Annotated in this window: 8 protein-coding genes and 4 tRNA genes; 4 read left to right on the forward strand and 8 right to left on the reverse strand. The window is 61.3% G+C overall.

Annotated features, from left to right (window positions below; genetic code table 11):
- The 8 genes from BMI89_RS20235 to BMI89_RS20270 form a co-directional block, all read right to left on the reverse strand.
- A tRNA-Asp gene (locus BMI89_RS20235) sits at positions 1–77 on the reverse strand.
- Positions 78–345: 268 nt separating this feature from the next.
- Positions 346–1287, reverse strand: a complete 942-nt coding sequence (locus BMI89_RS20240) for a pirin family protein (protein ID WP_078572577.1) — start codon at positions 1285–1287, stop codon at positions 346–348.
- A 135-nt stretch (positions 1288–1422) separates the two neighbouring features.
- Positions 1423–1498 (reverse strand) — tRNA-Val (locus BMI89_RS20245).
- Between the two features lie 42 nt (positions 1499–1540).
- Entirely contained in the window at positions 1541–2254 is a 714-nt protein-coding gene (locus BMI89_RS20250; protein ID WP_078572578.1) for a dimethylsulfonioproprionate lyase family protein, read from the reverse strand.
- 137 nt (positions 2255–2391) lie between these two features.
- Positions 2392–2466, reverse strand: a tRNA-Val gene (locus BMI89_RS20255).
- A gap of 14 nt (positions 2467–2480) precedes the next feature.
- Positions 2481–2942: an HU family DNA-binding protein gene (locus tag BMI89_RS20260; protein ID WP_078572579.1), complete on the reverse strand. Its 462-nt coding sequence runs from the start codon at positions 2940–2942 to the stop codon at positions 2481–2483.
- 111 nt (positions 2943–3053) lie between these two features.
- Positions 3054–5468 (reverse strand): endopeptidase La, encoded by a 2415-nt coding sequence (gene lon / locus BMI89_RS20265; protein WP_078547181.1) that lies wholly within the window; start codon positions 5466–5468, stop codon positions 3054–3056.
- A 210-nt stretch (positions 5469–5678) separates the two neighbouring features.
- Positions 5679–7013: an ATP-binding protein gene (locus BMI89_RS20270; RefSeq protein WP_078572580.1), complete on the reverse strand. Its 1335-nt coding sequence runs from the start codon at positions 7011–7013 to the stop codon at positions 5679–5681.
- Between the two features lie 36 nt (positions 7014–7049).
- Here BMI89_RS20270 and BMI89_RS20275 point away from each other — a divergent pair, with 36 nt between their 5' ends.
- From BMI89_RS20275 to BMI89_RS20290, 4 genes are all read left to right on the forward strand, one after another.
- A complete protein-coding gene (locus tag BMI89_RS20275; RefSeq protein ID WP_246832090.1) occupies positions 7050–7922 on the forward strand; it encodes an MBL fold metallo-hydrolase in 873 nt (290 codons plus the stop codon).
- Between the two features lie 71 nt (positions 7923–7993).
- Positions 7994–8068: transfer RNA gene (locus tag BMI89_RS20280), tRNA-Asn, on the forward strand.
- A gap of 359 nt (positions 8069–8427) precedes the next feature.
- Positions 8428–10431 carry a tyrosine-type recombinase/integrase gene (locus tag BMI89_RS20285; protein WP_168176856.1) on the forward strand — a complete coding sequence of 668 codons (2004 nt, stop codon included), beginning with the start codon at positions 8428–8430 and terminating at the stop codon, positions 10429–10431.
- Positions 10432–10562: 131 nt separating this feature from the next.
- Positions 10563–13106, forward strand: a complete 2544-nt coding sequence (locus tag BMI89_RS20290) for a DEAD/DEAH box helicase family protein (RefSeq protein WP_246832091.1) — start codon at positions 10563–10565, stop codon at positions 13104–13106.
- The last annotated feature ends 248 nt before the right edge of the window (positions 13107–13354 follow it).

Below are 13354 nucleotides of genomic sequence, written 5' to 3' on the forward strand. Positions count from 1 at the left end.
TGGCGCGGTTGACGGGGCTCGAACCCGCGACCCCCGGCGTGACAGGCCGGTACTCTAACCAACTGAGCTACAACCGCTCGCATCATCTGCCCGGATCGCCGTCCGAGCGTGGGGAGGGTATTACGCGGGCGACCTGCCCCCGTCAAGCGGCCTGAGAGCAAAAATCCGACGAATTTTCACCTGCCGTTCGGGCAAGCAATTCGCCGCTCCTCAGTGCGCGCCCGCGACCCTTATTTATCGCGCCCGCACGCGCCCCGATGAGATGCGCTTTCTGCTTCCTCTTGGCAGAAATATCCCGGGGGAGACCGAAGGTCGGGGGCAGTGCCCCCTCTTCAACGGCTGCAATCACCGCTCCGGCGCGGGAATGAACTCCGCATCGTCGGCAGGCGGCAGCTGGAAACGGCCGTGCGCCCAGTCGCCCGCGCGCCATGCCTCTTTCGCGGCGTCGATCTTGTCGCGCGAGGAGGCCACGAAATTCCACCAGATATAGCGCGGGCCGCCCATGGTCGCCCCGCCCAGCACGATCAGCCGCGCGCCCTGCCCGCCCGCTTTCAGCGACACCCGGTCGCCGGGGCGGAAGACCAGCATCCGGCCTTCCTCATAGGTTTCGCCCGCCACGGTGACAGAGCCCTGCAGCACATAGACGCCGCGATCTTCGTGATTGTCGGGCAGCGGGAGCTGCGCGCCCGGATCGAGATTCGCATCGGCGTAGAACATCTCGGAGGGCAGATCGATCGGCGCATGCGCGCCCCAGGCATCGCCAAGCACGAGCCGAACGGTCTTGCCCTCGGCCTGCAGTTCGGGAAGCGCCTCGGCGCCCACATGTTTGAACGCCGCCTGCCCCTCTTCCTGTTCCTCGGGCAGCGCGACCCAGGTCTGGATGCCCGCGAGATGCTGGCCGGTGTCGCGGACCTTGCCGTCGGTGCGCTCGGAATGGGTGATGCCATAGCCCGCATTCATCCAGTTCACCGCGCCCGGCGTGATCCATTGATCGGTGCCCAGCGAATCGCGGTGATGCAGGCGGCCTTGCAGAAGGTAGGTCACGGTCGCGAGGCCGATATGCGGATGCGGGCGGATGTCGATGCCACGCTGGCCCGAGAGGAATTCCACCGGGCCGACCTGGTCGAAGAAGATGAACGGGCCGATCATCTGCCGCGCGGCGGACGGCAGCGCGCGACGCACCTCAAAGCCGCCGAGGTCGCGCGCGCGCGGCGCGATAACGGTTTCAATGGCGTCGACGGCATCACCGATCGGAATTTCGGGGTCGAGGGCGGGGTTCCAGCTCATCGAGGCGCTCCTTTCCTGTGGTTGAAGGAAAGGTAGCATCGTGGCGCGCATATCATAGAGCCATGCGCGAACAGAATCTGAGCGCGGCCGCGCAACGAGGCGCAAGACTTTGATATCGTTATACTTAAGGGGGAATGGTGGGCGGTGAGGGGCTCGAACCCCCGACATCTTCGGTGTAAACGAAGCGCTCTACCAACTGAGCTAACCGCCCCCGGCCCTTCCTCTAGCTCCGCCTTGCGCGGGGATCAAGACCTCAGATGCCCTCGCGCATCCGCGCCTTGCGGTTCGACGAAAGTTTCATCCCCGGCGCGGTCAGCCGCGCTTCCGGTCCGACCCAGGCATAGGCCAGCAGGCAGGGGTCGAGATCGGCGGTGGTGATGCGGTGTTCATGATCGGGACGGTTCAGGATCAGCGAGCCGGGGGCATGCACGGCGGTATCGTTCTCCGACCACGGACCCGCGACCGAGATATAGCTCTCCTCGATCTCCTTATGGCTGTGCTGGGGATAGGTCGTGCGCGGCGCGAAGAGGACGAATCCCAGCACCAGCCGATCGGAAGCCACCGGCCCGCGCGGGCCCAGCACCTCGCAATAGGCATATTTGCGCGCCAGCGCCTTCGGCACCTTTTCGTAGCCGTATTCCCATGTCAGCTGTCCCGCGACACGCGAGAGCGCCCGCGCCATTCCCGCGACCGCGCCGCGCTCGCCCAGATCGAGCGCCCGCGACAGATGTGCTGTCACCGGTTTCGGCTGCGGCTGGCGCGGCGTCACCGGGGGATTGGTGTCGATGATCTGCGAGAGCGTATCGCGCACCCGTTTGCGATGGCTGCGGATCAGGCGGCTGCCGCCTGCCGAGCCGTGCCGGTAGAGCGTGTCGAATTCCCGCAGCAGATACAGCCAGTCCGGGCAATCGGAGACGCGCAGCACCTCGTCGGGCCGGGCGTCGGACATCGGCGTGGTCTCGGTCATCGCATCCTCCGCATCTTGCGCATGGGGCGCGCATCTCTGGCGTGCTGTCTGGCCCATAATCTGACGCCGCAGGGCGCAGAAAACTAACCGGAAAACGACAAAGGCGCGTCTATTCAAGACGCGCCTTCGTAGGAAGATGGTGGGCGATGAGGGATTTGAACCCCCGACATCATCGATGTGAACGATGCGCTCTACCACTGAGCTAATCGCCCTCCGTGGCGGGCTTTTAGCGCCCCTCTTCTGGCTCCGCAAGAGGGTTTTCGTCGAAATCTCCACCGTCCTGCGCGGGGTAATCTCCACCCGCATTCGTCTCTGCCGCGACCGCTTCGAGCATGCCCGAGGGGCGGCGCAGTTTGACCACGAGGATCTCGTCGCCGTTCTTCTCGAACTGGCGGTTGATCTTCAGCTTGCCGAGCGGCGGGATGCTGAGTTCCTCGCCTTCCGAGAGCGCCTCGCCCAGAACCTTGAGGACCGATTCCGACATGGCCTTCGCCTCGCCGCGCTTCACGCCGGCCTCGACCATCACCCGATCCACGAAGCTCCTCTTGCGCACTAGCCCCTTCGCCTCGCTCGGCTCAGGCGCCGGATCAGGTGTGGCGGGCGTGAGCGTCGCGGCGGAGGCCGGCGGCGCTTCGGGCGTGGTGACGGGCGGCTTGCGGGTCGATTTCGGTTTCTGGCTCTTGGCCATAGCGGCTCCTTTTTTGACCGTAATAAAAGGAGGTTACGTGCAAATGCCCTCAGATGCAAAAACGCCCGCCGCGATATGCGACGGGCGTTCTCGATTTCAATTCAAAGGCGATCAGTGCGCGGTAGCGCCCTGCCCGTCCGATTTGGCCGCGGCGGCGGCAGCGGCTGCCGCCTCTTCGGCCTCTTCGTCCCAATCGACCGGCTCGGGCTGGCGAACCAGCGCCCGGGCGAGGACTTCGCGAACGTGAGTGACCGGCACAATCTCCAGCCCCTCCTTCACGTTGTCCGGGATATCCGCGAGGTCTTTTTCATTCTCCTCGGGGATGAAGACGGTCGTGATCCCGCCGCGAAGCGCCGCGAGCAGTTTCTCTTTCAGGCCGCCGATCGGCATCGCGTTCCCGCGCAGGGAGACTTCGCCGGTCATGGCGATATCCTTGCGCACCGGAATACCGGTCAGCACCGACACGATGGAGGTCACCATCGCCAGACCCGCAGAGGGCCCGTCTTTCGGCGTCGCACCATCCGGGACGTGGACGTGGATGTCCCACTTCTCGAAGCGCGGCGGCTTGATGCCGAATTGCGGCGCAACCGACCGGACGTAGCTGGACGCCGCGTCGATCGATTCCTTCATCACGTCGCCCAGCTTGCCGGTGGTCTTCATCCGACCCTTACCCGGCAGGCGAAGAGCTTCGATCTGCAGCAGGTCGCCGCCTACGGAGGTCCAGGCAAGGCCGGTCACGACGCCCACCTGATCTTCCTTCTCGGCCAGACCGTAGCGGAACTTCTTGACGCCCAGGTAATCGCCCACCTTCGCCTCATCGACGGTGATGTGCTTGGTCGCACCCTTCGACTTGATGATCTCGGTCACTGCTTTCCGGGCGAGCTTCGCGATATCACGCTCGAGGTTCCGCACGCCCGCCTCGCGGGTGTAGTAGCGGATCACGTCGGTCAGCGCGCCATCGGTCAGTTCGAACTCGTTCTTCTTGAGCCCGTGACCCTTGATCTGCTTCGGGATCAGGTGCTGCTTGGCGATCTCGGCCTTCTCGTCCTCGGTGTAGCCCGCGAGCGGAATGATCTCCATCCGGTCGAGAAGCGGGCCCGGCATGTTGTAGGAGTTCGCCGTCGTCAGGAACATCACGTTCGACAGGTCGTATTCCACTTCGAGATAGTGGTCCACGAAGGTCGCGTTCTGCTCGGGGTCGAGCACTTCAAGCATGGCCGAAGCCGGGTCGCCACGGAAGTCCTGCCCCATCTTGTCGATCTCGTCGAGCAGGATGAGCGGGTTCGTGGTTTTCGCCTTCTTCAGCGCCTGAATGATCTTGCCGGGCATCGAGCCGATATAGGTCCGACGGTGGCCGCGGATCTCGGATTCGTCGCGCACGCCGCCCAGCGAGATGCGGATGAATTCGCGCCCCGTTGCCTTGGCGACAGACCGGCCGAGCGAGGTCTTACCCACGCCGGGCGGACCCACGAGGCACATGATCGGGCCTTTCAGCTTGGCCGAGCGCGCCTGCACCGCGAGATATTCGACGATGCGTTCCTTGACCTTCTCGAGACCGTAGTGATCGGCATCGAGCACGGCCTCGGCCTTGCTGAGGTCTTTCTTCACGCGGGATTTGGTGCCCCACGGGATCGACAGCATCCAGTCGAGATAGTTGCGCACGACGGTGGCTTCCGCCGACATCGGCGACATCGACTTGAGCTTCTTCAGCTCGGCCTCTGCCTTTTCCTTGGCCTCTTTCGAGAGCTTGGTGTTCTCGATGCGCTCTTCGAGCTCGAGGATCTCGTTCTGGCCGTCTTCGCCATCGCCGAGTTCCTTCTGAATGGCCTTCATCTGCTCATTCAGGTAGTACTCGCGCTGGGTCTTCTCCATCTGCGTTTTCACGCGGGATTTGATCTTCTTCTCCACCTGGAGAACCGAGACCTCGCCCTGCATGAGCCCGTAGACTCGCTCCAGCCGTTCGGAGACGTCGAGCGTTTCCAGAAGCTCCTGCTTCTGGGCCACTTCCAGCCCCAGATGGCCCGAAACGAGATCGGCCAGCTTGTCCGCCTCGGTCGCATCGGCCACGGCCGAGAGCGCCTCTTCGGGGATGTTCTTCTTGATCTTCGCGTAGCGCTCGAATTCCTCGGCGACCGAGCGCAGGAGCGCGCGGATGGTCTCCACGTCGCCCTCGGTTTCGATCAGCGGTTCGGCATTCGCCTCGAAATAGTCTTCATTCTCGACGAAATCGGTGATGCGCACGCGGCTCTTGCCCTCGACCAGCACCTTCACGGTGCCATCGGGCAGTTTCAGCAGTTGCAGCACGTTGGCGAGCACACCAACGCGGAAAATCCCGTCCGTATCGGGGTCGTCTTGCGACGGATCGACCTGGCTTGCGAGCAAGATCTGACGATCCTCCGCCATCACCTCTTCCAGTGCGCGCACGGATTTCTCGCGCCCGACGAAGAGCGGCACGATCATGTGGGGGAAAACCACGATGTCGCGCAGCGGCAGGACCGGATGGGTGACAGAGCTAAATTCGGTCATCGGCGTTCCTCTCTTGGCAGGAGGGTCCGGCCCCGTTTTCGGCGACCACGTCCCTCCCCTGTTCAACCCAATATCTAGGAGCCGTGAGGCATCCATTCAACTAGGGCATGTCACTCACCCGTCACAATGCGTGGCCCCGGGACAGGCCGCAAGAGGCGATCTCGCTGCCGTGAGCGGTTCGTGCGCGCGCGTGATCGAACGTGTAGCCGCTCAGCGCGGCAGGATCATCTCGGCCATCAGGCCGCCAAGCCGTTCGGATCGCCCGAGTTTCAGCGATCCACCATGGCGACGCAGGATGTCGGCGGTGATCGAAAGCCCCAATCCGACGCCCTGCCCGCGATCTTGATTGCGCGCCGGGTCGAGCCGGGTAAATGGCCGGATCGCCTCCTCGCGGCGTTCGGGCGGGATGCCCGACCCGTCATCATGCACCGCGATTCGCCACCCCGTGCGCGCGATAGAGACGGTGATCTCCGCGCGCGTGCCGTAGCGCACCGCGTTGCCGATCAGATTCGCCAAGGCGCGTTTGAGCGCATCGGGGCGGAAGGTCGCCTCCTCCTCGCTGTCGCAATCGACCAGCGTCACATCGCGCCCCATCCGCCGCATGTCTTCCACCACGCCTGTAACGAAGCCGCAGATCGGCAGCGTTTCCGGCTCGCCATGCGACGCCCCGTCGCGCGAGAATTCGAGAAACGCATCGACAAGGCGCCCCATCTCGTCGACGTCGCGCTCCATCGCGCGGACCTCGTCATTCTCCTCCATCATCGACAGTCCGAGCCGCAGACGAGTCAGCGGCGTGCGCAGATCGTGGCTGACACCCGAAAGCATCAGCGTGCGCTGTTCGATCTGCCGCTCGATCCGGTTGCGCATATCGAGGAACGCGCGGCCCGCGGCGCGCACCTCCGTCGCCCCCGAGACGCGGTAATTCAGGTTGCGCCCCTTGCCGAATTCCTCCGCCGCATGGCTCAGCCTGCGGATCGGACGCAGCTGATTGCGCAGGAAGATATAGGCGATCAGCGTCATCAGAATGGAAACAAAGACCATCAGAACGAGCAATTGGTGCGGATTCGACGCCGAAACCCTGCTGCGCGCGAAGGTCACCGCCAGCGGCCCTTTCGGCGTCTCCTGCACCACGCGCACGGAGTTGGTGGTGTTGTCGAGATCGATGGAGCGGATCTGCGACAGGTTCGCCCGCAGCGTCGAGATCACCACGATCCCTGTCAGATCGAAGAAGCTGCGTATATCGCCCCGCTGCGAGGCGAGATGAGACGGAGCCGGGAATTGCGAGGTGAAGTTCAGCGTCTTGTCGAGCACATCAAGCCGCTCGCGCGCGAGGTCTGCCGTCGGCGCATCCGTCGCGACCTGATCGAGCAGTGCAATCTCGCGCACCATCCCTTCGGTCATCTGCTGGGTGACACGCTCGAAATGGCGTTGAATGAAGACGACCGAGACCACGAGCTGGATCGTTACCACCGGCAGAATCAGGATCAGCGCGGCTCGCCCATAAAGCCCGCGCGGCATCATCTGTTTCAGCCAGCGAAATTTCATGCCAGAACCCTAACGATGGCCGCGATGGAGGGAAAGATGGAAGAATTGCAGCCCGGCTTGCGTCGGATCGTGGCTCCGAACCCGTCCCCCATGACTTATACCGGCACCTGCACCTATGTCATCGGCACAGGCGAGGTCGCGGTGGTCGATCCCGGCCCCGCCGATCCTGCCCATCTGCAGGCGCTGCTCGACGCGCTCGCGCCGGGTGAACGTGTCAGCCATATCCTCGTGACCCATGCGCATCTCGACCATTCCCCCGGCGCACGGCTCTTGGCCGAGGCCACGGGCGCGCCGATCCTCGCCTTCGGCCCGCCCGAAGCCGGGCGCGCACCTGTGATGGCGGAACTCGCGGCGCGCGGCCATGCGGGCGGCGGCGAAGGCGTCGATCACGCCTTCGACCCGAATATCCTCATTGAGGACGGCGAGACGCTGAGCCACGGCGACTGGTCGCTCACCGCGCTGCACACGCCCGGCCATTTCTGCAACCATCTGAGCTTCGCGATGGGCGATGCGCTTCTGACCGGCGATGTGGTGATGGGCTGGTCCTCGACGCTTATCTCGCCACCCGACGGCGATCTGGGCGACTATTACCGCTCGCTCGCGCGGATCGAGGCGCAGAGCCCGCGCATCCTCTATCCCGGCCATGGCGGTCCGGTGACTGCTCCCCAGACCCTGATCGCGAGTCAGCGCGCGCATCGCGATGCCCGCACCGAGCAGATCCGAAGCGCCCTCGCCGAGCGCCCCGCCACCCCGCAGGGCCTCACCCGCGCGATCTACACCGACGTCCCCGCAACCCTCCTGCCCGCAGCCGAACGCAACGTCTTCGCGCATCTCGTTGAAATGTCAGTGCAAAACCAAGTCACCGCCGCGCCCGACCTGCGCCCAGAGGCGCTATTTTCGCTGACGTGACGAAAGCCTGAATTTTTTCGCCAGAACCCTCTGGACATCCCAATTCGAGATTCATATACACCCTCACATGTTCCGGCGTAGCTCAGCGGTAGAGCAGTTGACTGTTAATCAATTGGTCGTAGGTTCGATCCCTACCGCCGGAGCCAAATCTCTAGCAAGAGACTGATTTCAAAGAGAAAAGCCCAGAGTTCGCTCTGGGCTTTCTTTTTTCCGGCTTCCCCAAGGCACAAACGCGGCACGCTCCGAGGCACATTTGGGGCACGGACCGACGGAGCCGCGCCCGGGAGACGGAGCGATGAGCAGACGGAGCGGCATCCCATATCTCGAGTATCGAAGCGGGGGATTCTTCTGGCGAAGGCGCGTCCCGAGCGCCTGCTACAGGTTTGACCTAACTTTCATACTTCGATTTTCCATGCATACACATGACCCAGCTATCGCGAGACCGCTGGCCCTGCTCATCACACGGCTGACGGATCTCGCATTCGAATTCGCGAGGGTCAGTCCGATGCTTCACACGGACATGGAACAGGTGGTCACGGGGATTGTGCAGTGGAAACTGCGCGACGAAGACCGGCGCCGTGCAATCGGCTTGCCGCGCAGCCCCGCGGATGCCGCACGCGAGCAACGCGAACTCGCAGCGGCTACGGAGACGCTGCGTGAAGCAATCTTGCTGCGCAATTACGACGTCGTGCGCGACCCGATCCAGCATATGCTCGGGAAGCTTGGCATTGAGGTCCAGGAAGGGACCGAAGCCTGGCAAGAGCTCGCCCACGAGACCACCCGCGCATTGATGGACACCACCGAGGAAATTGCGCGACGCGATCGCGGCGAGTTCAACACACCTTCGATGTTCTTCCGATCCGCCGTGCGGGGCGCCGATGAATCCCCGCACGTCGATCGCTCTCCCGAACATTCAGCCGCCCTCGAAAGGCTCCTTGCAATCCAGCCGAGCGATGGCACAAGCAATCGCATCACGACAGCCGGGCGTGCCGCGAACCTTACCGTCACAAGCGGTCGGGATACTCAAGACAGAACGGCCGCTCCCTCGAGCTCAACACCCTCAGTCGAGGAAAAATCCGCGGAGCCGGCAACCACCACCGCGGACAAGGCTTCATCCACCTCAACAGACGCCCCATCGCAAGCGCCGAGCCCGCAGGATAGCTCTGAGAGCCGTCGCGAGCCGCCTTCATCGCGCGACAAGGCGAAGGCCTCCAGAGGCAATTCAGAGAGCAAGCCAGACGACCTCAGCCCCGACCTTTCGGCAACGCAAATTGCAGATCTGTTTCTGAAGCACCGTCAGGCAGGCAAGAGCTTGAACAGACGACGCGATGTTACGATGAAAAAAGAGGAGCGGACTCCGCAGCAGATGGAGAACGAGACCTCCACGGCTCGCCTTTTTTCTGCGTATTTCGGAGAACGGAAGATTTCGGACATTGATGAAGATGACTGTATCGATTTCTTCAATCTGGTGGTTCGTTTGCCGTCCACCTATGGAAAATCAAGCACTCACAAGACGATGCACCCTGAAGAGGTCGTGAAGAACTTCGAGCGAGACGAAAAAGCGAGGCTTGCACCGCAACGACGCAAGCTTGTAGCGGAAGGCAATAATGAGATGCAGATCGAGTTCCGCCTCAAAGGCGAACGCGCACCGACCATGTCGGCCAACACCGTCTACCGAAAAATGCAGGAAGTTCAGCGGATATTCGAATTCGCGAGACTCTTTTGCGCGGTCTCGACGAACCCGATGACCGAAGTTATTTGGTCGGCGGAGGAGCACAAATCAGCCGTGCAAAACGACGGCGATCGCACCCGGAAAATCTGGGGGCAGCATCTCCCCGAACTCTTTCGCACACCGCATTTCCAGAATTTCATCGATCATCCGGAAGATCCGCTAATCTGGGCCTGCTTGATCGGCGTCTTCTCCGGTGCACGACTCGAGGAAATTCTTCAACTCAAAGTCGAAGACTTCTCGAACCGCAACAGCCAACACCTCTTTGCAGTCAACAATGGCGATCAACAGAGCACGAAGACCGCGTCCTCGAAGCGAGAGGTGCCTATCCATGACCGTCTGATCGAGCTCGGTCTTATTGACCTCTTGGCAAGACGCCGGGATGCAGGCGCGACATGGCTTTTCGAAGGACTCGAAAGAAGCAGAAGTCGCAACAAGTTCTCTGGCGTATTCACGAAGATGTTCACGGATTTCAGGAAAGAAAACGGGCTCTACAGGGAGCTTATGGACTTCCATTCGTTTCGGAAAGGCTTCAACCAAGCGATGGTCGACGAGGATTTCTCGGGCGAGAAGAGGTGCGCGATCCTCGGGCATGTGAACAATGGCATCAACATGCGCCACTACAGCGACGGTTTCTCCTTGTCCGCCAAAGCATCTGCCGTCAATTCCGTCGACTTTGATACCAGCATGCTGAGAAATCCGTTTCTGGACGCAAAGAACGCGAAAGTCAGCAATTTGACTGCGGAGCGTCAGAGACGCGAATTCGAAGCCCGTGGATGAAATCGACAAACATCGCACCAACGACCAGTCGCGATACAATTGTGCTCAAACGCAAATCTGGGGCCCCTGGGGCCCATAGGAGAGAAGGCCCTCTACCAATTCGCCCATCGAAACCGTGATGCAAAGACCGATTGGGTCACCGCGAACGTTGGAGACGCAAAAAACTTGCTCTGACGCCAACCTTCGGTAGGCTGCTGCCAAACTGTTTTGAGTTGGTTGAGCCGATTTTGCTTTCCGAAAGAGATATTTGCAGCAAGTTCATCACACCCGCTTTGCAGCGGGCCGGATGGGATCTCCAGAGCCAGATCTTCGAAGAGAAAACTCTGACAGCGGGACGGATCATCGTGCGCGGCAAGGTGGTCGGACGACGTAAAGGAAAACGGGCCGATTACGTCCTCTACCTGAAGCCCAATATCCCGATCGCAGTTGTCGAAGCAAAGGACAACAGCCATGCGCTCGGAGATGGAATGCAGCAGGCCCTCACCTATGCGCAGTTGTTGAACGTGCCGTTTGCGTTTTCCTCGAATGGCGATGGCTTCGTGTTCCACGACATGACGGGCCAAGCCGCGCGAGTCGAAACCAACCTGACGCTCGATGAATTCCCTTCGCCAGGAGAACTCGAGAGAAAATACCGGCTCTGGAAAGGTCTGAGCGACGTCGCGGCTCAAATCGCGTTTCAAGGGTATTTCGACGACGGCAAGACACCACGCTACTACCAGATGACCGCCGTGAATGCTGCGGTCGAAGCAATCGCCAAAGGTCAGGACCGCGTTCTTCTTGTCATGGCCACGGGGACCGGAAAAACCTTTACGGCCTTCCAGATCATCTGGCGCCTGTGGAAATCGGGCGCGAAAAAACGAATTCTTTTCCTCGCCGATCGCAACGTGCTGGTCGATCAGACGATGGTCAACGATTTCCGACCCTTCGGCGGGGCGATGGCCAAGCTCTCGGCAAACTCGAAGACGATCGAGCGCGCAGATGGGACTGAGATCGACCTTCCACTGGCGATGGATCGCAAGCGCCGGATCAACACGGCCTACGAGATCTATCTTGGCCTCTATCAGTCGCTGACGGGCCCGGAAGAGCATCAGAAGATCTATCGAGAGCTATCACCCGACTTCTTCGACCTGATCATCATTGATGAATGTCATCGAGGCAGCGCGGCCGATGACTCCGCCTGGCGCGAAATCCTGGAGTATTTCTCGGGCGCCACGCAGATCGGCCTGACCGCGACCCCGAAGGAGACTGAATACGTCTCCAACATGAACTACTTCGGCGAGCCTGTTTACACCTACTCGCTCAAGCAGGGTATCGATGACGGGTTCCTCGCCCCCTACAAGGTGATTAAAGCACATATCGACCGCGACATCGAAGGCTACCGCCCCGAAAAAGGGCAACTCGACCGGGACGGCAACGAGGTCGAGGACCGGATCTACAACACGAAGGATTTCGACCGAAACCTCGTGCTCGACGATCGCACCAAGATCGTCGCGAAACGCGTCACCGAGTTTCTCAAGGAGAGCGGCGACCGGATGCAGAAGACGATCGTGTTCTGCGTCGATCAGGAGCATGCCGCCCGCATGCGCCAGGCGCTGATCAACGAGAACCAGGATCTCGTGCGGAAAAACGCGAAATACGTCATGCGAATTACCGGCGGAGACAAGGAAGGCTTGGCGGAGCTGAGCAACTTCATCGACCCCGAGGCGGACTATCCGGTCATCGTCACGACCTCGCGCCTTCTCAGCACCGGCGTCGATGCCCAGACTTGCCGCCTCATCGTGCTCGATCGCGAGGTTGGATCGATGACCGAGTTCAAACAGATCGTCGGCCGTGGCACGCGGGTCCATCAGGACACTGGCAAGCTGTATTTCACGCTGATGGATTTCCGGGGCGCGACCAATCACTTCGCGGATCCCGATTTCGATGGCGATCCGGTGCAGATCTACGAACCAGGCGCCGACGAGCCGATCACCCCTCCCGAGGAGGACAGTGCTCCCGAAGACCCTCCCGCGGAAGATGGAAACGGCGAAGAGATCGAGATCTTGATTGAGCGGCCGGGGAGCGACGATCCCGCTGGCCCAGAGGGCGGCGATGGTCGAAAGGGTCCGCAGAAGAAAATTTACGTGGACGGGATTGGGGCGACGATCGTAAAAGAGCGCGTCGAGTATCTCGATGCTGACGGCAAGCTGATCACGGAAAGCCTGCGCGATTTCACCCGCAAACATCTGACCCGTCGCTATGCGCGGCTCGATGACTTCCTGCGCCGATGGAACGCGGAAGAGCGCAAACAAGTCATTCTCGATGAATTGGCCGAAGAGGGTCTCGATCTGTCACTTATTGGCGCAGAGCTTGGACGGGACCTTGATCCGTTCGACCTGGTCCTGCACGTCGCGTTCGATGCCAAGCCCCTCACCCGCAAAGAGCGCGCCGACAACGTGCGCAAACGCGACCCGTTCAACCGCTACGGAGATCAGGCGCGGGCGGTCCTCGAGGCGCTCCTCGACAAATACGCCGACGACGGAGTGATAAACTTCGACGACTCTAATATTCTCCAGATCAACCCGTTTTCTCACATGGGAACCCCGGTTGAACTCATGCGCGCCTTTGGCAAGAAAACCGACTACCTGCAGGCAGTTCATGATCTGCAAAACGAACTCTACAGGGACAGTGCCTAAACATGCCGATTTTAGTCCACGACGGCAGCCTCAGATTGGTAAAGCTCGAGCTTCAGCCCCAAGAAATCCCCGCACTATTGCAGGCTCACCGAACGAAGTGGGAGCCCCCTCAGCGCCTCGAGGCACGCGGAGAAGCGTTGATTGCCGCGGACTTCCCATCCAAAGAGGCCGTGAGCTACTCCCCGACTCTTGGACAGGATCTGGCGTAAATTAAGCTACTCGTTGCACCTGCTGACCGGATTGGTTGA

Source organism: Thioclava sp. F36-7, from assembly GCF_002020075.1.
Lineage (GTDB): Bacteria > Pseudomonadota > Alphaproteobacteria > Rhodobacterales > Rhodobacteraceae > Thioclava > Thioclava sediminum.

Coding starts and splice junctions, on each gene's coding strand:
- lon (WP_078547181.1), bottom strand. CDS start 5,468: ATGACCGAATTTAGCTCTGTCACCCATCCGGTCCTGCCGCTGCGCGAC.
- BMI89_RS20275 (WP_246832090.1), top strand. CDS start 7,050: ATGGAAGAATTGCAGCCCGGCTTGCGTCGGATCGTGGCTCCGAACCCG.
- BMI89_RS20240 (WP_078572577.1), bottom strand. CDS start 1,287: ATGAGCTGGAACCCCGCCCTCGACCCCGAAATTCCGATCGGTGATGCC.
- BMI89_RS20270 (WP_078572580.1), bottom strand. CDS start 7,013: ATGAAATTTCGCTGGCTGAAACAGATGATGCCGCGCGGGCTTTATGGG.
- BMI89_RS20250 (WP_078572578.1), bottom strand. CDS start 2,254: ATGACCGAGACCACGCCGATGTCCGACGCCCGGCCCGACGAGGTGCTG.
- BMI89_RS20285 (WP_168176856.1), top strand. CDS start 8,428: ATGCTTCACACGGACATGGAACAGGTGGTCACGGGGATTGTGCAGTGG.
- BMI89_RS20260 (WP_078572579.1), bottom strand. CDS start 2,942: ATGGCCAAGAGCCAGAAACCGAAATCGACCCGCAAGCCGCCCGTCACC.